Genomic DNA, 22,292 nt, shown 5'->3' on the forward strand with positions numbered 1-22,292 from the left:
CCTCTCCCCGTTGTCAGTCCGGTGGTGCGCCCCGGCCTCCGTGCGGGCGGCCGGGTCCCGTTCGTTACTTCGCGCAGACGTTCTTGTCGTCTGCGTTGACGTTCTGCACCCCGTCCGGGGTTTCGGTGGGCGCCGTGATCGGTGTGCCCGGTGCCTTGAAGTCCTTGCCGAGGATCAGCTTCATCGGCACCCGGTCGCCGGCGTCCTGCCCGGACTTCTTCAGCGCGCTTTTGGGCAGGCCCATCCAGTCGGCCAGTGCGGCGGCCTGGTCGGCCTGGTTGGGGGCGTATTCGAGACGGGTGGCGGACAGCTTCTGCGGGGCGTTGCCGGCGTTGGTGGACAGCCGGGCGCCCTTGGTGTTCTGCAGCCAGTCCACGGTCTCCTGGGCCGAGCCGATCGGCCCGCCGCCGTTGGTCACATCGACCCGCACCAGCTCCGGCGGGGCCTTCTTGACCGGCCCGGAGCTCTTCTTGCTCTTGTGCTTCTTGGCCAGTTGGTGGTCGGCCCGGACCATCGCGAACAGCGGGTCCGCCTTCGCCTTGTCCAGGATGACGGTGGCCGGGTCGTCGGGGTTGTCCAGCACCGGGACCGTGGCGAAGGTGATCTTGTCGATGTTGACCCGCTTCAGGTCGTTGCCGAAGTCCAGCATCTTGCCCACGGTGCCGATACCGGTGTCGACGGTGAGCGCCCTGGTCGCCGCCTGGCTGACGTCGTAGAGCTTGCCGGGGCTGGAGAACGCGTCGGATTTCAGCTTGCGGATCAGCGAACTCAGGAACTGCTGCTGCAACTGGATTCGGCTGAGGTCGCTGCCCGTTCCGACGGCGTGCCGGGTGCGGACGAACGCCAGCGCCTGCTCGCCCTTGACGATGTGCCGGCCGGCCTTCAGGTGCAGGTGCGACTTGGGGTCGTTGATGTCCTTGCCGGCGCAGACCTCGACACCGTCCACCGCGTCGGACAGCTCCTTGACCGCGTTGAAGTCCGCCATCATGAAGTGGTTGATCTTCAGGCCGGTGAGCTTCTCGACGGTGCGCCAGGTGCAGCCGGGGTCCCGGCCCTCCTGGCCCAGGCTGGTGTTGAAGCGCACCCCGTGCTCGCCGGCGATGACCTTCTTCGAGCCGTCCTTCTGCTTCGTCGGGCAGTTCGGGATGTCGGTGATCAGGTCGCGCGGGATGCTCAGCGCGGTGGCGTTCGACCGGTCCTTGGAGATGTGCATCAGGAGCGTGGTGTCCGCGTGCCCGACGCTCCCGGCGTCGCCGTAGCCGGAGTTGCCCTTGCCCGACCGGGAGTCCGTCCCGATGATCAGCACGTTGACCGGGCCGTCGGACACCGCGTCGTTCTCCACGCCGACGTCGACCTTGGAGATGTTCCCGTCCAGCTGCTGGTACAGGTAGTACGCGCCGCCGCAGCCGGCGACCAGGACGAAGCCGACCACGCCGGCCGTCCAGTACAGCGCCTTCTTCTTCCCCGACGCCTTCGGCTTGCGCTTGCGGCGGCTCGCCGGGCCCGCCACCGAGGGGGAGCCGGTCGCGGTGCGGCCGGCCGCCCGCCGCGCCGCCGCCCGGCCACCGGCCGGACGCCCGCCCGCATCGTCCTCGGCCCGCTCGCCGCGGCGCCCGCGCTGCGTCGGCAGCGGCCGGGTGTCGGTGTCGTCCCCGGCACCGGGCCGCCGCGCGGCGCGTCTGGAGCCGGGGGCCTTGGGGTCGGAGGGCCGAGCGGGGGCTTGACCGGCCGGGTCAAGCCGCAGCTCGTAGTTGCCGGTGTCCGGATCGAACACCCACTGATCGGCGGGATCCACGTTGTTGTCGCCCGCCTGCCCACGGCCTTGCGCGTCCACGGTGCCTTGAGTCCTCCGTCGGTGCCACGCGGCGCCATCCCCTCAAGGCGCTCGGTAGGTCGATCGTGCAGTGCATGGTCAAAGATGCATGGTCATCGGTCCGGCAAGGTGCGGACCGGACCGCTCACACTATCCGCCCAGTTCAGCGCCACGCGACGCGCGTGACAAATTCCACTTCCCTACAACTGGGCAATCCGCCCAATCCATTCGAGTCATCGGGCGTCCTTTGCGGCATCTTTATTCGCAGATCCCGCGTTCCGCCGTCGTACCGGGAAAGGTAGGCCCTGAACTCGCAGAAGGCGAGGGCTCGGGCCCCGGCTTGTCGTCCGGCGACCCGCCGCCCGGTGTTCCGCCCCCGGACCGGACCGGCCGTTCCCCGCCGCCCGGCGACGGCTGCACGGTCACCGGAAGATCGCTGCGCAGCCGCCCGAAGAGCCGGCCGGCATCCGGTTCCACCAGCTCGTCGCGGTTGGGGTCGAAGCGGTACTCCCGGCGCGGCACGGTCAGCAACTGCACCCGGCCGGTCGGAATGCCGCGAGTGCTGCGCACCAATTCGTACAGCCCGCGCAGCGAAGCCAGCCCGCCATCCGTGGTCAGTGAACTCGTCGCGGCATCCAGAACCGGATACAGCCGGGTCGGATTGAGCAGCACACCATTGCTCTGCACTTTCTTCACGAGAGCACCAAGAAATCGTTGTTGTCGCTCCATGCGCTCGGTGTCACTGCCGTCCCCCAGGCTCTTGCGGGCCCGCACGTATCCGAGCGCGGCCTCGCCCTGCAACGTCTGCCGTCCCGCGGGCAGATCCAGGTGCGCCTCGTCGTCCCGGACCGCGCGGGGCAGGCAGACCTCGACCCCGCCCACCGCGTCCACCATCCGCTTGAAGCCCACGAAATCGATGATCAGGTAGTGGTCGATCCGGATCCGGGTCAGCTTCTCCACCGTCCGGATCGTGCAGGCCGCCCCGCCGTACGCGAACGCCGAGTTGAACTGCGTCGTCTGCGGACCGGTCTCCCGCCCGTCGGCCCCCTTGCAGTGCGGCACCTGCACCACCAGGTCCCGCGGGATGCTCACCGCGGTGGCGCTCCTCCGGTCCGCCGCCAGATGCAGCAGCATCGTGGTGTCCGACCGCTGGCCGCTGCTCCGGCCGTACACGCTGTTGCCGCCGGTGCGGCTGTCGGAACCGATCAGCAGCAGGTTCTGCGCGTTCGGCGGCCCCGCCGGCGGCCGTTCCGACTCCCACTTGCGCAGCTCGGCCTCGATGTCGCTGTCGGTGTGGATGTTGCCGTTCAGCTTGGCGTACAGCGCCCAGCCGGCCCCCGTCCCGGCCAGCAGCACCCCGGCCGCCCCGAGCGCGAGCCGGCGCCGCCAGCGCCCGCCCGGCACGCTCCGCCGCGGCCCCGGCCCCCTGGCCGGGCGCTCGCCCCAGCCGGTGAACCTGGGGGGCTCGGGGGTCTCGGTCACCTGTGCGTCCATCCTCACGGAGTCGGCGTAGCGCCCGCACGGGCCCCGCGTCACGACGGACGGACGGAACCCGCGCCGGGCCGTACGTATCTCCTGAGCATGGACGGAAACGGGCGCCCGGGCCTGCGCTGGGCCCCCGCGGTCCGCCGGACGGGGGAGCGGTACGGGGACCGCCCCGGCCCCGCCCCCGCGACACGCCCTACCCGGCCGCCCGCGGCGCCCGGAACGTGATCTTCTCGCTGCTCTCCCGGGCCGCCTCGGCCTCCGCGTCCAGCCCGCCCAGGTGCCGGCAGAGCACCACCGAGCCGCCGGCCGCCAGCGGCGCGTACAGCCCGTACGACAGGCCCTCCCAGGTGTCGTACCCCAGCCCCGACAGCACCCGGGGCGCCGCGGGCAGCCCGGCCGCGGCCGCATCGGCCCGCGCCCGGTCCACGACCTGCGCGCCGGTCAGCTCCGCGCCGGCCACCACCAGCGCCACCGCGTCCGCGTCCACCGGGACGAACGGCACGAACCGGTCACCCTGCCCCGGCACCTCCACGGCGTAGTCCGCGAACCCCTCCGGCGGCTGCGGGAAACGCCCGCCCAGCGGACGCAGCGCCAGCGCCACCCGCTCCCCGGAACACGCCCGCGCCTCCGCCAGCCGGTCCGGCCCGGCCACCACCAGATCGGCCGCGGCCGGGTCCCCGCCGACCTCCGCCACCACACCCACCGACGAGCAGGCCAGCAGCCAGACGGCGGTCTGCCAGTGGGCGGGCAGCAGCAGGGCGAGCCGGTCACCGGGCTCGGCGGCCAGATCGCCCTGCAGGTAGTTGGCGGTCTTGGCCACCCAATTGGCGAAGGTCGCGACGGACAGTTCCACGCGCTCGCCGGTGGCGTCGTCGTAGAAGGTCACCAGCGGGCGGGCCGGGTCCGCGGCGAGCGCGGAACCCAGCAGGTCGGCGGGGGTACGGTCGATGGCGTTCATCGCGGCCAGGGTACGCGCGGCGGCCGCTGACGGTGGGTCGGGCCCGGCCGGCCGGCGCCACCGGATCGGCCGATGCCCCGTCAGGTCACCGTTGGCGTGTTGCCTCCGCCCGTGTTCACGATGCTGTCCATGCGCCCCTTCCTCGCGAGCTGTCTCGGCGCGGCGTGCACCGCCGCCCTCGCCCTGCCCTTCGCGCCGGACGCCGGTGCCGCCGGCCGGCCACCCGGCCCCGCCGCGGCGCGCACCGCCGACCTCCCGGGCAGCACCCAGTCCCTGCCGGTTGCGCCCCTCGGCCCCGGCGCGCCCCGCCCCACCGACCGTGACACCGCCGCCGTACCGGCCCCCCGCACACTCGGCCTGCCGGCCCGCGCCGTACGGCCGTTCTCCCTGCTCGGCGTCGTATGGGAGGACGCCCGCGCCGCACTCCACGGCCGCGTCCAGGTCCGCACCCGCGCCGCCCGCACCGGCGCCTGGTCCGGCTGGCAGGACGTCCAGACCCACAACGACGACGCCCCCGACCTCGACGCCGCCGAACGGCACGACAGCGACGTACGCGGCAGCACCGCGCCCCTGTGGGTCGGCGACTCCGACGCCGTCCAACTGCGCATCACCCCGCAGACCAGCCACCGCGCCCCGGTCGCCGTCCCGCACGGACTGCGCCTCGAACTCGTCGACCCCGGCAGCGCACCGCCCGCCCGGCGCGGCCTTGGGGCCGGCCCGCCGCGCCCGCTCGGCCCCGACGCCACCGCGGCCTCCGCCGCCAACGCCGCCCTCGCCCCGATCGGCGCCACCGAGATCCCCGCCCTGGACCGCGCCGCCTCCCAGGCCGACATCGCCGCCGCCGGCGGCCGGCCCGCCGGCCCCACCTACGTCGGACCGCGCCCCCGCATCGTCACCCGGGCCGGCTGGGGCGCCAACGAGAAACTGCGCGAGAAGTCGTTCCTCTACACCCACGCGGTGCGCGCCGCCTTCGTCCACCACAGCGGCTCCGGCAACAACTACACCTGCGCCCAGGCCCCTTCGCTGATCCGCGCCATGTACCGCTTCCACGTCAAGAGCAACCACTGGCGGGACATCGGCTACAACTTCCTCATCGACAAGTGCGGAACGGTCTACGAGGGCCGCGCCGGCGGCGTCGCCAAACCCGTCATGGGCGCCCACACCCTCGGCTTCAACAACGCCTCCACCGGCATCGCCGTCCTCGGCACCTACACCGACACCGAGCCGCCCAAGCCCGCCCTCGACGCGGTCGCCCACCTGACGGCCTGGAAGCTCGGCCTGTCCCACGCCGACCCGCGCGCCACCACCCAGATGGTCTCCACCGGCGGCAACCGCTACCCCAAGGGAACCAAGGTCCCGCTGCACGTCATCTCCGGCCACCGCGACGGCTTCACCACCGACTGCCCCGGCAACCACCTCTACAACAAACTCGCCACCACCCGGCTCGCGGCCGCACAACTCCAGGGGCGCTGAACGGCGACCGCCGCCGGACGGGTACCACCGGGGACCGCCGCCCGGGTGACGGGAGAGGGCCGCCCGTCCGGGTTGCCCCGGACACCACTGAACCGTTCCTGCAGCAGACACGTCTTAGCGACAACGACCAGGTGACCACGACGCGGCGACCACGGCGTCCGCCACCGGCCGGCCCCCGCCCTCCGCGGGGGCCGGCCGGAAGCCCGTCTGCCTACACTGGTCCGCCGACCGGCCGACCCCAGCAGGAAGCAGAGACGACAGGTGACAGAAGCGATCCTCCTGGTCGGCGGCAAGGGCACCCGGCTGCGCCCGCTGACGGTGCACACCCCCAAGCCCATGGTCCCGGCGGCCGGTGTTCCGTTCCTCACCCACCAGCTGGCCCGCGCCCGGGCCGCCGGCGTCGAGCACATCGTCCTGGCCACCTCCTACCTCGCCGAGGTCTTCGAGCCATATTTCGGCGACGGTTCGGCCCTCGGACTGCACCTGGAGTACGTCACCGAGCGGGAGCCGCTGGGCACCGGCGGCGCCATCCGCAACGTCGCCGAACGGCTGCACTCCGCCCCCGGCGACCCGGTCCTGATCTTCAACGGCGACATCCTCACCGGCCTGGACATCAAGGCCCTGGTCGACACCCACCGCACCTCCGGCGCCGACGTCTCCCTCCATCTCACCCGGGTCGACGACCCGCGCGCCTTCGGTCTCGTCCCCACCGACGACACCGGACGGGTCACCGCCTTCCTGGAGAAGCCGCAGACGCCCGAGGAGATCGTCACCGACCAGATCAACGCCGGCGCCTACGTCTTCAACCGGTCGGTCATCGACACCATCCCGGCCGGCCGCCCGGTCTCCGTCGAACGCGAGACCTTCCCCGGGCTGCTCGCCGGCGGCGCCCACCTCCAGGGCATGGTCGACTCCACGTACTGGCTGGACCTCGGCACCCCGCAGGCCTTCGTCCGCGGCTCCGCCGACCTGGTCCTGGGGCGCGCGCCGTCCCCGGCGGTGCCCGGCCGCCGCGGCGACCGCCTCGTCCTGGAGACGGCCGAGGTCGCCCCGGACGCCAAGCTCACCGGCGGTACGGTCGTCGGCCCGCGCACCGTCATCGGCGCCGGCGCCCAGATCGACGGCAGCGCGGTCCTGGAGGGCGCGGTCGTCGAACCCGGCGCCGTGATCCGTGACTCCCTGATCGGCGCGGGCGCCCGCATCGGCGCCCGTACGGTGCTCGACGGCGCGGTCATCGGCGACGGCGCCCGCATCGGCGCCGACAACGAACTCCGCGACGGCATCCGCATCTGGTGCGACGCGGACATCCCGGCCGGATCGGTGCGGTTCTCCTCGGACCAGTAGCGGGGAATACCCTCCTCGCCCGGCCGGTTGTGGCCCCGCAGGGGGCGCTCGCATCCCCTACGGGATCTGTTCGACGTCCCCGTAAGGGCCCAGGGTCCCGGTGAGGGCCCAGGGTCCCGGTAAGGGCCCAGGGTCCCCGCCCCCGTGGCCCGCCCCCTCAGCCCCCTCCGCCTCCCCCTCGCCCCGCCCCGCTGTCACCCCCATCGCCTAATCTGGCCGCATGCCCGTCCGCACCTGGGTCCCGCCCGGCCCGTACGACCTGCACCGCACCCTGGGGGTGCTGCAGCGCGGCCCGGGCGACCCGGCGTTCGCGGTGCGCGGCGGCGAGATCTGGCGCGCCTGCCGTACGCCCCAGGGCCCCGGCACCCTGCGCGTCGCGGCCCGCCCGGCCGACGGCGAGGTGACGGCCGAGGCCTGGGGGCCCGGCGCCGCATGGCTGCTGGACCGGCTGCCCCGGCTGCTGGGGGAGGACGACGACCCGGCGCAGCTGACCGCCCGGCACCGCATCGTCCATGAGGCCCGCCGCCGCCACCCCGGCGTCCGGCTCGCCCGCACCGGCCTGGTCCTGGAATCGCTGATCCCCTCGATCCTGGAGCAGAAGGTCACCAGCGACGAGGCGTACCGCGCCTGGCGCCTGCTGCTCCAGCGGCACGGCGAGCCCGCGCCCGGCCCCTGGGAGCGGCTGCGGGTGATGCCCGATCCGCGCGGCTGGGCACTGATCCCCTCCTGGGAGTGGCACCGCGCCGGCGTGGACGCCAAGCGCTCCTCCGCGATCCTGCGCGCCGTGAAGGTGGCCCGCCGGATGGAGGAGGCCGCGCGGATGGACCTGGCCGACGCCACCCGGCGGCTGACGGCGATACCCGGCATCGGTCCGTGGACCGCCGCCGAGACGCTCCAGCGCGCCCTCGGCGCCCCGGACGCCATCACGGTCGGCGACCTCCACCTCCCGAAGATCGTTGGCTACGCCCTCACCGGCCGCCGCGGCACGACCGACGAGGAGATGCTCGAACTCCTCGCGCCGTACGCCGGGCAGCGGCACCGCGCCGCCCGGCTGATCCTGCTCTCCGGGATCACCCCGCCGCGCCGCGCGCCCCGGTTCCCGGTCGGCGACATCGCCCGCCTCTGAGACCGGCGGGACCAGGGCCGAGGAGCGCCCCCCGACCCCGCGCACGACGACGAGATCGCACCCGCAGCCACGCACCCGCAGCCACGCACCCGCAGCCACGCACCCAGCACGCACCCGCAGCTCGCACCCAGCACGCACCCGCAGCTCGCACCCAGCACGCACCCGCAGCTCGCACCCAGCACGCACCCGCAGCTCGCACCCGGGAAACGCCCCCCGCAAAGCGGCCCCGCAAAACGCCCTCGCTAAGCGGCCCCGCAAACGCCCCCGGAACGCGCGCCGGAAAGCGCCCCGGAACGCGCCCCCGCCTCAGCGCACGATGACGAAGTCGTCCGCGGTCCGGGCCGGTCGCGGGCGCGGTGCCTCGGCCGGACGACCGATGGCCACCGCCCCCATCGGCTCCCAGTCGGCGGGCAGGTCCAGGACCTCCCGTACGACGTCCCGGCAGAACATCGTCGAGGAGATCCAGGCGGACCCCAGCCGTTCGCCGGCCAGCGCCACCAGGAAGTTCTGGATCCCCGCCCCGTGGGCGACGACGAACATCTCCCGCTCCGCCGCGTTGCGCCGCGCGTCCGGATAGGTGTGCGCACCGTCCAGCACCATGCACGGCACCGCCAGATACGGCGCGTTGCGCAGCACGTCGCCGCGCCGCACCCGCTTGGCGATGGACTCCTCCGACTTGCCGTCGCCCCGCAGGTCCGCGATCCAGGCGTCCCGCATCGCGTCCAGCAGCCGCTCTTGTACCTCGCCGGACTCCAGCAGCACGAACCGCCAGGGCGTGGTGTGGTGCGGTGCCGGTGCGGTGACCGCCGCGGCCACCGCGCGCCGCACCGCCCCCGGGTCGACCGGGTCGTCCGTGAAGGCCCGCACCGTCCGCCGCAGCGTCACCGCCTCCCGTACGGCCTCGGAGGTGCCCAGCCGGAACATGTCGTCCGCGGCGCCGCGCACCATCGCCCGCGCCCCGTCGCCGGTCTCCTCGACGACGTGCCCCAGCCCGCGCACCACGGCGACCGGCAGCCCGGCCGCCTTGCCCTTCACCAGGTCGCCGGCCGCGGCGAGTTCGTCCGCGGTGGCCACCACGGTCGCGCTGAGCGGATTGCCGTACGCGTCCGTGCCGCCGCGCAGATCGTCCAGCACCCGCACCCCGGCCGCCCCGATGGCGACATCGGTCAGACCGCTGCGCCAGGGGCGGCCGAAGGTGTCGCTGATGACGACGCCGACGTCCACGCCGAGTGCGGTGCGCAGCCCGGCCCGCAGGGCGCGCGCCGAGCGGTCCGGGTCCTCCGGCAGCAACAGCACGGTGCCGGCCGGGGTGTTGGAGGCGTCGACGCCGGCCGCGGCCATCACCAGGCCCTGCCGGTTCTCGACGATCCGCAGCGGGCCGCGGCGGGCGACCAGCCGCACCGTCTCCCGGTCGATGGCCGCCTCCCGGTCGGTGGCCTCGACGATCCGCCCCTCGGCCTTGCTGACGATCTTCGACGTCACCAACAGCACGTCGCCGTCGGCGAGTTGCGGCACGCCGTCCGCGGTCACCGCGGCCGCGATCAGCTTCACCAGGTCGTCGCCGGGCCGCACCTCGCCGATCCCCGGCACCGCCCAGACCCGGTACGCCGGCACATCGGTGCCGGTCACCCCCGGACCTCCTCGGCCAGCGTCAGTGCCTCGCGGGCCATCGCGGCCGTGGCGTCCAGGTCGGTCATCATCAGCGGTACGGCCCGGCAGCGGATCCCGGCCGCCTCGACCTCGGCCACCGCGCCGGCGTCGACGGAGTCGACCAGCCAGCCGTCCAGCAGCCCCGAACCGTAGTGCCGGGCGACCGCCGCGGCGGTGGACTCCACGCCGACCGCCGCCAGCACCTTGTCCGCCATGCCGCGCACCGGCGCGTCCCCGACGATCGGCGAGAGCCCGATCACCGGCACCCCGGCGTCCGCGATCGCCTCGCGGATCCCGGGCACGGCGAGGATGGTGCCGACGCTGACGACGGGGTTGGACGGCGGGAAGAGGATGACGTCGGCGGCCCCGAGGGCCTCCAGGACGCCGGGCGCGGGCTTGGCCTGTTCGGCGCCGACGGGGACGACGGCCCTGGCGTCCACCGAGGCGCGCAGCCGCACCCAGTACTCCTGGAAGTGCACGGCCCGCTGCTCGCCGTCCTCCTCGATGGCGACGTGGGTCTCGACCCGGTCGTCGGACATCGGCAGCAGCCGCACACCGGGCTGCCAGCGCGCACACAGCGCTTCGGTGACGGCGCTGAGCGGGTAGCCGGCGGCCAGCATCTGGGTCCGCACGATGTGCGTGGCGAAGTCCCGGTCGCCGAGGCCGAACCACTCGGGGCCGACGCCGTAGGCGGCCAGCTCCTCCTTCACCCGGAAGGTCTCGTCGGCGCGGCCCCAGCCCTGCTCCTCGTTGATGCCGCCGCCGAGGGTGTACATCACGGTGTCGAGATCGGGACACACCTTCAGGCCGAACAGGTGGATGTCGTCACCGGTGTTGCCGATGACGGTGATGTCCGCGCCCGGAGCCGCTGCCTTCAGTCCCCGCAGAAAGCGGGCGCCGCCGATACCGCCGGCCAGAACCACGATTCGCATGGAAACAGTGTGTCAGCCGAAGGCTGACTCGATGAGGGGCGGTGGTCGGGCGACGGGCTCAGGACGCGATGGTCTCCCGGGCCGTCGTGGAGCAGTGGGCCGCGTCGTGCATGGGCATTTCGGTCAGACCGGGGAAGTAGACGTGCAGGCTGACCGCGGGGGTCAGGGAGTCGTTGACGACCTCGTGGACGTAGCCGGGGGCGAAGACCTTCTGGGTGCCGGCGGTGAGGGCGCGCGGTCCGGAGGGCCCGTGTTCGGTCAACTCGCCTTCCAGGACGGTCAGTACGCCGGAGGACCGCCCGTGGTCGTGCCGCCCGCTGCCCTGGCCGGGGAGCCAGCTCAGCAGCCACACCTCGTAGCCGGGGCCGGTGCGCAGCCGGTGGTACCAGCGGGTGGTGGCGTCGTACCGGACGAGCGGGGCCCAGGCGGCGCGGTCCGCGGCGACGGTGCGGGCGAGCCCGACGAATCCGGCGACGGTGTCGGGGTGGGCGGGAACGGGCGGCAGGAGGTGGGGGACGGCGAGCGGGTCGCCGGCGATCTGGACGTCGCTGTTCATCGGTTTCGGATTCCTCGGCGGAAGAGCTGGGGGGCCTCCCGGCCGTAGCCGGGGGAGGGGGTGGCCGGCGCGGGCGGTCCCTGTGGGGTGCGCGGCGCGGGCGGGAAATGCGGGGCGCTGCGGGGTGGTGCGAGCGGAAAGCCGGAGCTCAGTGGCATCAACAGCTGGAACAGCGACAGCGAGCCTGCGCAGCGCAGAGCGACCCGTAGGCACGGGTCAGTCGGGGCGCGGCAGTCACTGGCATGGGGTCAAGGAGACCGGGTTCCCGGCGCAATGTCAACCTGATGACTGGTTTGCCGCGAATCTTTCACCGCATCCGGTTACTCCGGCCGGAGAAAGGTTTGTGCAGTCCTGGACGCGGAGACATCGACCGGCAATCGCTGCTCCAAACGCCGTTGCGGTCCCGTGATCCGTCTGTGATCTTCCCCGCTTCGGCGCGCGGGGTGCAACGCGAATGCCGCCTGATCACGTCTTCAGGCAATGACACGGACGTGCCGGGAGGTACGCCCGGGGAAGTGTCCTGGTTTTTACTGATTTGAACACTTTCCGCATCCGCTTGGTTCCGCCGAGTGAATAAGAGGCTCAATAGCAGATCTCGGCTTGACTGGCCCGGATCACCACACTTGTAATTTCACTCGTGTCGTTCAGCCGAAATCGATCACGGCTTGATCACGGGGACGTAAAGACAGACGAGGGGCGCACATGACCGAGCTGTTCCAGGAATTGCTGGTCGAGGAGGCGGACGAGGAGCTCGGCTGGCAGGAGCGCGCGCTGTGCGCCCAGACCGACCCCGAGTCCTTCTTCCCGGAGAAGGGTGGCTCCACCCGCGAGGCGAAAAAGGTCTGTCTCGCCTGTGAAGTCCGCTCCGAATGCCTCGAATACGCCCTCGCCAACGACGAGCGCTTCGGTATCTGGGGCGGTCTGTCGGAGCGCGAGCGGCGCCGGCTCAAGAAGGCCGCCGTCTGACCGTGACGAGTCAGCCAACTCTGCCCACCGCGCGCGGCCTCACGGACCCCGCCGCCGCACCGCCCCAACTCCCCATATCCCCCTATAGCGAACACTCCGCCTCCAGCGCACCGGGCGCCGGAGGCGGACTGCTGTGTACGGGCCCGGTCGGGGCACCGGCACGAACCATTAGTGTGGGGCCCCGTCCGAGATGCGCCGCCGCCCACCGGGGCGCGCGCGTCGCCTCGTAGTCCGTCGCAGTGTCTTCCGGGGGCGGGGCCCTTAAGCGACTTCGCCACGGGCCTTCGAACTCCCGGGTCCGGAGGGCCCGTACCTCGATGTCCGTGCACAGCCAGTCGGCGGCGCAGGCCGCCTCATATGCAGCCGCCACGCCAGAGTTCCCGCGGCACGTCGTCACCGCCGTGATCGTCTCCCACGACGGCGCCCGCTGGCTGCCCGACGCGCTCACCGGCCTGCTCGGCCAGGAACGCCCGGTGCAGAACGCCATCGGCGCCGACACCGGCAGCGCGGACCACTCCGCCCAGCTGCTCACCGAATCCCTCGGCGACGAACGCGTCCTGCACCTCGCCCGCCGCTCCGGCTTCGGCACCGCCGTCGACGAGGCGGTCCGCGCCGCCCCCGTCCTCGGCCCGGACGACCTGCCGTACCTGCGCCGCCCCAGCGGCTGGGACCCGGTCAGCCGCACCTGGCGCGACGAGGCCTACGACATGCCGGAACTGCCGCACGGCGAACCCGTCCAGTGGCTCTGGCTGCTGCACGACGACTGCGCGCCCGAGCCCGACGCCCTCGCCGAACTGCTGCGGGTCGCCGACGCCAGCCCCTCCGCCGTCATCGTCGGCCCCAAGCTGCGCAGCTGGTACGACCGCCGGCAACTGCTCGAAGCCGGCGTCACCATCGCCCGCAGCGGCCGCCGTTGGACCGGCCTGGACCGCCGCGAACAGGACCAGGGCCAGCACGACCAGGTGCGCCCGGTGCTGTCCGTCTCCACCGCCGGCATGCTCATCCGCCGCGACGTCTACGAGGAGTTGGGCGGCTTCGACCGCCGGCTGCCCCTGATGCGCGACGACGTCGACCTGTGCTGGCGCGCCCAGGCCGCCGGCCACCAGGTCCTCGTCGCCCCGGACGCCGTCCTCCGGCACGCCGAGGCCGCCGCCCGCGAACGCCGCCCCATCGACTGCGTCGGCCGGAGCGTCGCCAACCCGCACCGCGTCGACAAGGCCGGCGCCGTCTACACCCTGCTCACCAACACCCGCGGCGCCCTCCTCCCGTACGTCCTGCTGCGGCTGCTGCTCGGCACCCTCCTGCGGGTCCTCGCCTACCTCGTCGGCAAGGTCCCCGGCCAGGCCCTCGACGAACTCGCCGGCCTCTTCGGCACCCTGCTGCGGCCCGGCAAGATCCTCGCCGCCCGCAAACGCAGAGGCCGCCCCGCGGTCGACGCCGGCGAGCTGCGGCCGCTCTTCCCGCCGCCCGGCGCGACCGTCCGCGCCACCGTCGAGCAGATCGCCGGCAACCTCGCCGGCCGCGCCGCCCCCGACGTGGCCTCGGCCGGCCGGCACGGCGCCGTCGAATCCGGGCCCGGCGGCGACGACGCCGACTTCCTGGAGATCGAGCAGTTCGCCCGGCTCAAGCGGATCGCCCGCAAACCGGCCCCCGTCCTCTTCCTCGTCCTGCTGGTCGTCTCACTGGTCGCCTGCCGCGGACTGCTCGGCTCCGGCGCCCTCACCGGCGGCGCCCTGCTGCCCGCCCCCGGCAGCGTGGCCGACCTGTGGTCGGCGTACCTCGACAGCTGGCACGCGGTCGGCACCGGCGCCGGCGCCGCCGCACCGCCCTACCTGGCCGTCGTCGCCCTGGTCTCCAGCGTCTTCCTCGGCTCCACCGGCTTCACGCTGACCCTGCTGCTGGTCTGCTCCGTCCCGCTGGCCGGCCTCACCGCCTACTTCGCCTCCCGCCCGCTGGTCACCTCCCGGCTGCTGCGGGCCTGGGGCAGCATCGCCTACGCCTTCCTGCCCGCCGCCGCCGGCGCACTGGCCGGCGGCCGGCTCGGCACCGCCGTCCTCGCGATCCTGCTGCCCCTCATGGCGCGCGCCGCGATCGCCGCGAGCGGCCTGCGGCTGCCCGTCGGCACCCGCCCCAGCTGGCGCGCCACCTGGGCCTACGCCCTGCTGATCACCTTCACCACGGCCTTCACCCCCGTGGTCTGGCCGATGGCCGTCCTGCTCGGCATCGGCCTGCTGGTGCTGCGCCTCATGGACGGCAGCCGGGACCTGATCGTCGCCTACGGGCTGCGCTTCCTGGCGGTGGTCCTCGCCCCGCTCGTCGTCCTCGCCCCCTGGTCGCTGTCCCTGCTGACCCACCCGTCCCGCTTCTTCCAGGAGGCCGGCCTCGCCTACGGCACCGGCTCCGCCTCCGTCCTCGACCTCATCGGGCTCAGCCCCGGCGGCCCCAAGGCCACCGGCGGGTTCCTGCTCCTCGGCATCGTCCTCGCCGCGCTCGCCGCCACCCTGCGCGACGCCCGCCAGCTCGCCATCCGCACCGCCTGGGCCGTCGCCGTCACCGGCCTGCTCTTCGCCGCGCTCGGCAACGGCTCCGGCTGGACCGGCCCCGCCGTCCTCGTCTACGGCCTGGCCCTGCTGTGCGCCGCCGCCCTCGGCGCCGAGGGCATCCGCACCCGCATGGCCAGCCTCGGCTTCGGCTGGAAGCAGCCGGTCGCCGTACTGATCGCGCTGGCGTCCGTGCTCGCCCCGCTCTACGCCGCGGTCAGCTGGATGATCACCGGCGCGGACGGCCCGCTGGAACGGCGCAGCCCCGAACAGGTCCCGGCGTTCGTCGCCGAGGAGTCCGGCAGCGCCGACCGGCCCCGCACCCTCGTCCTCGACGGCACCCGCGGCCATGTCTCCTACACCCTCGTCCGCGGCTCCGGCGCCCGCCTCGGCGACGCCGACCTGGCCGCCGAGGCCGGCGAGGACAAGCGCTTCGGCAGCATCGTCGCCAACCTCGTCGCCGGCTCCGGCGCCGACCAGACCAACCAGCTCGGCGGCTACGCGGTCCGCTACGTCCTGGTCAAGAACGGCGCCCCGCGCGAAATGGGCCGCGTCCTCGACGCCACCCCGGGCCTGACCCGGCTCAGCCAGGAGGACGGCAGCGCCCTGTGGCGCGTCGACCGCCGGGTCTCCCGGGTCTCGATCGTTCCGCCGCAGGCCCAGGACGGCACCACCGCCGGCGAGGCCGCCGCGCCCACCGCCGTGGCCGCCGGGCCCGTCGAGGCCCACACCAAGATCCCCGCCGGACCCGCCGGCCGGGTGCTGCGCCTCGCCGACGCCGCCGACGAGGGCTGGCAGGCCACCCTCGACGGCACCCCCCTCAAGCCCGTCACCGTCGACGGCTGGGCCCAGGGCTTCACGCTGCCCTCCAACGGCGGCCGGCTCGACCTCACCCACGACGACCCGCTGGGCCACACCCTCTGGCTGTGGGCCCAGGGCCTGCTCGCCGTCGTCCTGGTCGTCCTCGCCCTGCCCGGCCGCCGCCGCGAGATCGACGACGACCTCCCCGAGGACACCGCCGCCGCACAGGCCGCCGCGGCCACCGGCGACGGCCGCCGGGCCCGCCGGCTGCGCGCCCAGGCCGAGGCCGCCGGCACCCCCGAAACGGCCGGCCCCGACATCCCGTCCGCCCGCACCGGCGAGGAGCCCCCCGCCCCGGCCGCCGACCCGACGGCCCCCCAGGAACCCGCCGCGACCGCCGACCCGTACGCCGCCGTACCGCAGCAGCCCGCCTACGAGGACTGGCCGGCCACCTCCGGCCAGCCCGTGGGGGAGCAGCAGCCCTACGACCCGTACCAGGGCACGCAGTACGACGGCCGGTACCCGCAGGCGGACCCCTACCAGCCCACCGGCACCTACCCCGGCGACCCCTACCAGGCCGGCGCCTACGACCCGTACGGCTACGCCCAGCAGCCGTACCCGGACGGCACCCCGCAGCCCCAGCAACAGCCCTACGACGACGGCACCACCTACCCGGGGTACTCCGGGCCCGCCGGCTCCTACCCCGAGCCGCGCCGTGACGGGAGCGACCAGCAGTGAAGCGCACCATGACGTCCCTGATCGGCGCGACCGCCGCGCTGGCCGCCGTCACCGGCATCGCCGCCGTCGCGGCCCCCGGCAGCGCACCGCAGACCCCCGGCGGCGCCACCCGGCTCCCCGTCCAGCGCTCCGCGCTGCTCTGCCCCCCGCCGACCTCCTCCGACGTCGGCGAGACCACCTACACCGCCTTCGTGCCCCAGGGCGCAGCGGCCGGCGCCGACACCAAGCAGGGCACCGCGAAACTGCTGCCCGCCGGGACCGTCAAGGACGCCGGCGCCGGCGCCGGCAAGAAGAAGGGCGGCAAGGACAAGACCCCGGACACCGGCCGGACCACCGTCCCGCCCGCCGACACCCACCCCGTCGTCCCGCTCCGGCAGGCCGGCAAGCCGGTCACCGCGACCACCGACCGCGCCGACGCCCCCGCCCTCGTGGGCGCTGCCGACGGCACCCTCGCCCCCGGCTGGACCGTCCAGCAGACCACCACCGTCGCCGCCGGAGCCGGCCGCGGCCTGCTCGGGCTGACCTGCACCACCCCCGACACCACGTTCTGGTTCCCCGGCGTCAGCACCGCCACCGACCGCCAGGACTACGTCCACCTCACCAACCCCGACACCACCCCCGCCGTCGTCGACCTCGAACTGCACGGCAAGGACGGCGCGTTGGGCGGCTCGGCCGGCGAGGACATCACCGTCCCCCCGCACACCACCGTCCCCGTCCTGCTCTCCACCCTCACCACCCGGCCCGCCACCAACGCCACCCTGCACGTCCTCGCCCGCGAGGGCCGGGTCGGCGCCGCCGTCCAGGCCACCGACGGCAAGCTCGGCAGCGACTGGCTGCCGCCCGCCGCCGACCCCGCCCCGAGCGTGGTCCTCCCCGGCATCCCCAAGGACGCCACCTCCGTCCGGCTGGTCGCCCTCGCCCCCGGCGACGCCGACGCGGACCTGAAGGTCCAACTCGCCACCCCCACCGGCCTGATCACCCCGGCCGGCCTGGAGACGCTGCACCTCAAGAGCGGCATGACCACCGCGGTGGACCTCAAGGACGTCACCAAGGGCGAGGCCGGCTCCCTGGTGCTCACCCCCACCGACCCCGGCGCCAAGGCCCCCGTCTCGGCCGCACTGCGGGTCACCCGCGGCAAGGGCGGCAACCAGGAGATGGCGTTCATCCCCGCCACCCGCCCGGTGGAGAAGCGCGCCACCGCCGCCGACAACGGGGCCAAGGGCAGCACCCTGTCCCTGGTCGCCCCCGAGAAGGGCAAGGACGCCAAGGTGAAGATCACCGCCTCCGCGGGCAGCGACGGCGGCACCCCGGTCACCAGGACCTACACGGTCAAGGGCGGCACCACCCTCGACATCACCCCGCCCCGCCCCCAGGGCCTCAAGGGCAGCTACGCCCTCACCGCGGAACCCGAGCCCGGCAGCGGCCCCGTCTACGCCGCCCGGATGCTCGCCCGCCCCCAGGGCGGCATCCCCGCCTTCACCGTCCAGCCCCTGCCCGACGACCGCGGCTCCGTAGCGGTCCCCACCGCCGGCCAGGACCTCTCCCTGCTCACCGACTGAACCACCCCGCCCGCGCTACGGGCCTCACTCCTGCCCGTAGCGCGGGTCCACCGACTCCGGGGCCAGCCCCAGCAGATCCGCGACCTGCTCGACGACCACCTCGTGCACCAGCAGCGCCCGCTCGTCCCGGCTCTTCGTGCGGATCTCCACCGGCCGCCGGTAGATCACGATCCGGTCGCGATGTCCGCCCGCCGCCGGCAGCACCCGCCCCAGCGGCACGCTCCCCTCGTCCGCCCCCGCATCCCCCTCGTCCGGCCCGAACCCGGGCACCTCGACCACCAGGAAGTCGACCTGGGCCAGCTGCGGCCAGCGCCGCTCCAGCCGGTCCCGCGAGTCGTAGACGAGATCCACGAAGGCATCCGCGCGGGTCACCGACAGCGGCACCTGGGGCGGCGCGATCGGGCCGCGCATGCCGCGGCCGTGACGGTCGCGGCGGCGGAGCCGCGGCTCCGCCGGTCGGGGAGGTACGGGCCTGTCCATCAGCATCGAGCGTAGCCGTCACGGACCGCCGGAAACCGCAGACCGCCACAAGATGCGGCATGTCGCAGGCTGACCGGACCGGTCCGTATCGGTTTCGTTTCCCTCCCCACATCAGATCGCGGAACTCCCGCCGAATGGCCGGAAATGTATCAACTCGTGAGGGTATTCCCTCCCACGCACCGACCGCCCCGCCCCACCCGCCCCAGGACGGGCCGAGCGGGTGCAGGTCAGACGCATCGGACGAAGCGGGACGACACGGTTGGGTGAGCCGGGGGAGAGTCGTCGCGGCCCGCTCAAGAGTGCGGTACCGTCCAACGTCGTGAGCCCTGTACGTCGCTGTTCGCGCACTGCGTGCGGCCGCCCCGCCGTCGCAACGCTGACGTACGTCTATGCGGACTCGACCGCCGTGCTCGGACCGCTCGCCACCTACGCCGAACCGCACTGCTACGACCTGTGCGCCGAGCACTCCGAGCGGCTGACCGCACCCCGCGGCTGGGAGGTCGTCCGCCTCGCCATCGACTCCGGCCCGGCCCGCCCCAGCGGCGACGACCTCGAAGCCCTGGCGAACGCGGTCCGCGAGGCCGCCCGCCCCCAGGAACGCGAGCGCGCCGCGGGCGCGGACGCCCCCTCCGGCGACCGCGCCCCCATGGAAGTGGCCCGCCGGGGGCACCTACGGGTCCTGCGGTCCCCGGATTCCTGACCGTTTTGCTGCACTCGGCGGTACCTCCCGCGTACCCGGCCGTCCCGCCGCTGGGGTTGCCCGCCGTCGCTCCCCCGCGGCGAGCAACAACCGCGGCGTGAAAGCGAGGTACGTGAGCGGCACCGCAAAGCGGACAACGGTAGGTTGGGATGTCCCGAACACACCCCAGGAGGACCGGCTCGTGACCGACCTGTCGCAGATCGTCAAGGCGTACGACGTACGCGGTGTCGTCCCCACCCAGTGGGACGAACCGCTCTCCGAGCTGTTCGGCGCGGCCTTCGTCGAGGTCACCGGCGCGGACGCGATCGTGATCGGGCACGACATGCGGCCCTCCTCGCCGGGCCTGGCCGCGGCCTTCGCGCGCGGTGCCGCGGCCCGCGGCGCCGACGTCACCCTGATCGGCCTGTGCTCCACCGACGAGCTGTACTTCGCCAGCGGCTCCCTCGGCCTGCCCGGCGCCATGTTCACCGCCTCGCACAACCCGGCGCAGTACAACGGCATCAAGATGTGCCGCGCCGGCGCCGCCCCCGTCGGCCAGGACACCGGCCTCGCCGACATCCGCGCCCTGGTGGAGCGCTGGTCCGACCAGGGCGCCCCCGAGCCCGCCGCCACCCCCGGCACCATCGGCGAACGCGATGTGCTCGCCGACTACGCGGCCCACCTGCGCCGCCTCGTCGACCTCACCTCGATCCGTCCCCTGAAGGTCGTCGTGGACGCCGGCAACGGCATGGGCGGCCACACCGTCCCCACCGTCTTCGCCGGACTTCCCATCGAACTCGACGCCATGTACTTCGAGTTGGACGGCTCCTTCCCGAACCACGAGGCCAACCCGCTCGACCCGAAGAACATCGTCGACCTCCAGGCCCGGGTCCGCGAGACCGGCGCCGACCTCGGCCTCGCCTTCGACGGCGACGCCGACCGCTGCTTCGTCGTCGACCAGACCGGCGCCCCGGTCTCACCGTCCGCGATCACCGCCCTGGTCGCCGCCCGCGAGCTCGCCAAGCACCCCGGCGCCACCGTGATCCACAACTGCATCACCTCCTGGTCCGTCCCCGAGGTCGTCAAGGAGAACGGCGGCGCCCCGGTCCGCACCCGCGTCGGGCACTCGTTCATCAAGGAGGAGATGGCCAAAACCGGCGCCATCTTCGGCGGCGAGCACTCCGCGCACTACTACTTCCGCGACTTCTGGAACGCCGACACCGGCATGCTCGCCGCCCTGCACGTCCTCGCCGCCCTCGGCGGCCAGGACGGCCCGCTGTCGCAGCTGGTCGACCAGTACGACCGCTACGCCGCCTCCGGCGAGATCAACAGCACCGTCGACGACCAGACCGGCCGGATCGCCGCGCTCAAGGCCGCCTACCAGGACCGCGAGGGCATCACCCTCGACGAACTGGACGGCCTGACCGTCACCGCCGACGACTGGTGGTTCAACGTCCGGCCCTCCAACACCGAGCCGCTGCTGCGCCTGAACGCCGAGGCCCGCGACGCCGACACCGTCGCCCGGGTCCGCGACGAGGCCCTGGCGATCATCCGCGGCTGACCTCCTCGCACGGGCGGGGCACCCGCCCCGCCCGTCCCGCCACACCCCGCCGCGCAGGCCGGCCCCGCCCCACCGGCGGTACGCTGGCCACGCCGCAACCACCCGAAGGAGCAGCGCCCATGCCGGTCGAAGCCAGCTTGATCCAGATCCTCGCCTGCCCGGCGTGCCACGCCCCCCTGGAGGACCGGACCGCCACCGAACCGGCCGAGCTGATCTGCACCTCCGGCGACTGCGGCCTCGCGTACCCCGTCCGGGACGGCATCCCCGTACTCCTCGTCGACGAAGCACGCCGCCCCGCCTGACCCGGGCCCGCCGGGCCAGCGGGCCCGGCACCGCCCGGCACAACCCGCCCGCACCGGCGATCGGAGGCCGCGCCCACCATGCTCGACGAGTCCCTCCTCGACACCCCTGACGCGCTGGCCCGGGCCGACCGCTTCGGCCTGCTGCGCGGCGTCGCCGAAGCCGGCGCCCGGGCCCGCACCGCCGCCCGCAGCGCCGCCGAATCCGGCATCCCCGAGCTGACCCCCGACGGACGGCCGCGCTCCGTCCTCGTCGCCGGGCCCGGCCCCGCCGCGGCCGGCGTCGCCGACCTGCTGCGCGCCCTCAGCGGCGGCAGCTGCCCGGTCAGCCTCATCCAGCCCACCGGCGTCGCCCCGCTCCCCGGGGCGCTGCGCTGGACCCTGCCCGGCTGGGCCGGACCGCTCGACCTGCTGCTCCTCGCCGGCCCGGACGCCGCCGACCCCGGCCTCGCCGAACTCGTCGAACAGGCCTACCGCCGCGGCTGCGCCGTCGTCGCCGTCACCCCCGCCGGCGGCCCGCTCGCCGACGCCGTCATCCAGGCCCGCGGCCTCGCCGTACCACTCGCCACCACCGCGTACGACACCGAGTTCGACATCGAGGGCGCCCCGCCCGCCGCCCCCGGCACCCTCTGGTCCGTCCTCATCCCGCTGCTCTCGCTCGCCGACCGGACCGGCCTGATCAGCGCCCCCCAGGACGCCCTCGGCAAACTCGCCGACCGCCTCGACCACCTCGCCGAACGCTGCGGCCCGGCCATCCCCACGTACTCCAACCCCGGCAAGGCCCTCGCCGCCCACCTTGCCGACGCGCTCCCGCTCATCTGGACCGAGGGCACCCTCGCGCACGCCGTCGGCCGGCACTTCGCCACCGAACTCGCCGGACTCGCCGGCCGCCCCGCCCTCGCCGCCGAACTCCCCGAGGCGCTCACCACCCACCGCACCCTCCTCGCCGGCGCCCTGGCCCCCGGCGCCGACGCGGACGACTTCTTCCGAGACCGCGTCGAACAGCCCACCGCGATCACCCTGCACGCCCGTGTCGTCCTGCTCCGGGACCAGGAGCCCGGCACACTGTCCGCCACCCGCGCCGCCCGGGCCCTCGCCGAGGAACGCGACGCCGCCCTCACCGAGCTCCAGCCCGGCCCCGGCAGCGATTTGGAGATGGCCGCGGAACTACTCGCCATCGCGGATTTCGGTGCCGTTTACCTGGCGCTCGCCGGCACCGAGTGATCTTTGACGGCCGGCCCGCACGCACGGGCCGGCCGGCCCGCACCCGTGGGCCCGCGAGCCGCACCCCGCGAGCCCGCCCGCCGCCCCGTACGACCTGAGGAAGCA

The 22,292-nt window shown here is 74.1% G+C and carries 17 protein-coding genes; 10 read left to right on the forward strand and 7 right to left on the reverse strand.

What is annotated here, in order from left to right:
• Positions 1–64 precede the first annotated feature (64 nt).
• The 3 genes from AB0G35_RS07620 to AB0G35_RS07630 form a co-directional block, all read right to left on the reverse strand.
• On the reverse strand, positions 65–1,834 hold the full coding sequence (locus AB0G35_RS07620) for an LCP family protein (protein ID WP_360945260.1): 1,770 nt from the start codon (positions 1,832–1,834) through the stop codon (positions 65–67).
• A gap of 237 nt (positions 1,835–2,071) precedes the next feature.
• Positions 2,072–3,307, reverse strand: a complete 1,236-nt coding sequence (locus AB0G35_RS07625) for an LCP family protein (RefSeq protein WP_360945351.1) — start codon at positions 3,305–3,307, stop codon at positions 2,072–2,074.
• A 187-nt stretch (positions 3,308–3,494) separates the two neighbouring features.
• Entirely contained in the window at positions 3,495–4,259 is a 765-nt protein-coding gene (locus tag AB0G35_RS07630; protein WP_360945263.1) for a TIGR03089 family protein, read from the reverse strand.
• 129 nt (positions 4,260–4,388) lie between these two features.
• Here AB0G35_RS07630 and AB0G35_RS07635 point away from each other — a divergent pair, with 129 nt between their 5' ends.
• The 3 genes from AB0G35_RS07635 to AB0G35_RS07645 all read left to right on the forward strand — a co-directional run bounded on the left by AB0G35_RS07635 (position 4,389) and on the right by AB0G35_RS07645 (position 8,202).
• Positions 4,389–5,732, forward strand: a complete 1,344-nt coding sequence (locus tag AB0G35_RS07635; RefSeq protein WP_360945354.1) for an N-acetylmuramoyl-L-alanine amidase — start codon at positions 4,389–4,391, stop codon at positions 5,730–5,732.
• Between the two features lie 261 nt (positions 5,733–5,993).
• Positions 5,994–7,076, forward strand: a complete 1,083-nt coding sequence (locus tag AB0G35_RS07640; RefSeq protein ID WP_360945266.1) for an NDP-sugar synthase — start codon at positions 5,994–5,996, stop codon at positions 7,074–7,076.
• A 220-nt stretch (positions 7,077–7,296) separates the two neighbouring features.
• Complete coding sequence (locus AB0G35_RS07645; protein WP_360945269.1) at positions 7,297–8,202, forward strand: DNA-3-methyladenine glycosylase 2 family protein; 906 nt, start codon at positions 7,297–7,299, stop codon at positions 8,200–8,202.
• Positions 8,203–8,508: 306 nt separating this feature from the next.
• Here AB0G35_RS07645 and AB0G35_RS07650 read toward each other — a convergent pair whose 3' ends face one another.
• Genes AB0G35_RS07650 through AB0G35_RS07660 form a run of 3 tightly spaced genes read right to left on the reverse strand, consistent with a single transcriptional unit; the run spans position 8,509 to position 11,340 of the window.
• Positions 8,509–9,831, reverse strand: a complete 1,323-nt coding sequence (locus AB0G35_RS07650; protein ID WP_360945272.1) for a coenzyme F420-0:L-glutamate ligase — start codon at positions 9,829–9,831, stop codon at positions 8,509–8,511.
• The gene (gene cofD, locus AB0G35_RS07655; RefSeq protein WP_360945275.1) at positions 9,828–10,784 is read right to left on the reverse strand and encodes a 2-phospho-L-lactate transferase; all 957 of its coding nucleotides are present in this window, start codon (positions 10,782–10,784) and stop codon (positions 9,828–9,830) included. The genes AB0G35_RS07650 and cofD overlap by 4 nt, the downstream gene beginning before the upstream one ends.
• 58 nt (positions 10,785–10,842) lie before the next feature.
• The gene (locus AB0G35_RS07660; protein ID WP_360945278.1) at positions 10,843–11,340 is read right to left on the reverse strand and encodes a cysteine dioxygenase family protein; all 498 of its coding nucleotides are present in this window, start codon (positions 11,338–11,340) and stop codon (positions 10,843–10,845) included.
• Between the two features lie 702 nt (positions 11,341–12,042).
• Here AB0G35_RS07660 and AB0G35_RS07665 point away from each other — a divergent pair.
• The 3 genes from AB0G35_RS07665 (at position 12,043) to AB0G35_RS07675 (ending at position 17,944) form a co-directional block, all read left to right on the forward strand.
• Positions 12,043–12,306 carry a WhiB family transcriptional regulator gene (locus tag AB0G35_RS07665; RefSeq protein WP_003983763.1) on the forward strand — a complete coding sequence of 88 codons (264 nt, stop codon included), beginning with the start codon at positions 12,043–12,045 and terminating at the stop codon, positions 12,304–12,306.
• Between the two features lie 317 nt (positions 12,307–12,623).
• Positions 12,624–16,385 carry a glycosyltransferase gene (locus AB0G35_RS07670; protein WP_360945281.1) on the forward strand — a complete coding sequence of 1,254 codons (3,762 nt, stop codon included), beginning with the start codon at positions 12,624–12,626 and terminating at the stop codon, positions 16,383–16,385.
• On the forward strand, positions 16,382–17,944 hold the full coding sequence (locus AB0G35_RS07675) for a DUF5719 family protein (protein WP_360945284.1): 1,563 nt from the start codon (positions 16,382–16,384) through the stop codon (positions 17,942–17,944). Before AB0G35_RS07670 ends, AB0G35_RS07675 begins: the two co-directional genes overlap by 4 nt.
• Before the next feature lie 24 nt (positions 17,945–17,968).
• On the opposite strand, the gene AB0G35_RS07680 is transcribed toward AB0G35_RS07675, so the two are convergent.
• Complete coding sequence (locus AB0G35_RS07680) at positions 17,969–18,424, reverse strand: metallopeptidase family protein (protein WP_360945287.1); 456 nt, start codon at positions 18,422–18,424, stop codon at positions 17,969–17,971.
• Positions 18,425–18,683: 259 nt separating this feature from the next.
• Here AB0G35_RS07680 and AB0G35_RS07685 point away from each other — a divergent pair, with 259 nt between their 5' ends.
• The 4 genes from AB0G35_RS07685 (at position 18,684) to AB0G35_RS07700 (ending at position 22,187) form a co-directional block, all read left to right on the forward strand.
• Positions 18,684–19,124, forward strand: a complete 441-nt coding sequence (locus AB0G35_RS07685; RefSeq protein WP_360945290.1) for a DUF3499 domain-containing protein — start codon at positions 18,684–18,686, stop codon at positions 19,122–19,124.
• Between the two features lie 181 nt (positions 19,125–19,305).
• Positions 19,306–20,664, forward strand: coding sequence for a phosphomannomutase/phosphoglucomutase (locus AB0G35_RS07690; protein WP_360945293.1), 1,359 nt, complete (start codon positions 19,306–19,308; stop codon positions 20,662–20,664).
• A 119-nt stretch (positions 20,665–20,783) separates the two neighbouring features.
• A complete protein-coding gene (locus AB0G35_RS07695) occupies positions 20,784–20,966 on the forward strand; it encodes a Trm112 family protein (RefSeq protein ID WP_360945296.1) in 183 nt (60 codons plus the stop codon).
• A gap of 78 nt (positions 20,967–21,044) precedes the next feature.
• Positions 21,045–22,187: an SIS domain-containing protein gene (locus AB0G35_RS07700; protein WP_360945299.1), complete on the forward strand. Its 1,143-nt coding sequence runs from the start codon at positions 21,045–21,047 to the stop codon at positions 22,185–22,187.
• Positions 22,188–22,292: the final 105 nt, after the last annotated feature.

Origin of the sequence: Streptomyces sp. NPDC021749 (assembly GCF_040640655.1) — a bacterium.
Lineage (GTDB): Bacteria > Actinomycetota > Actinomycetes > Streptomycetales > Streptomycetaceae > Streptomyces.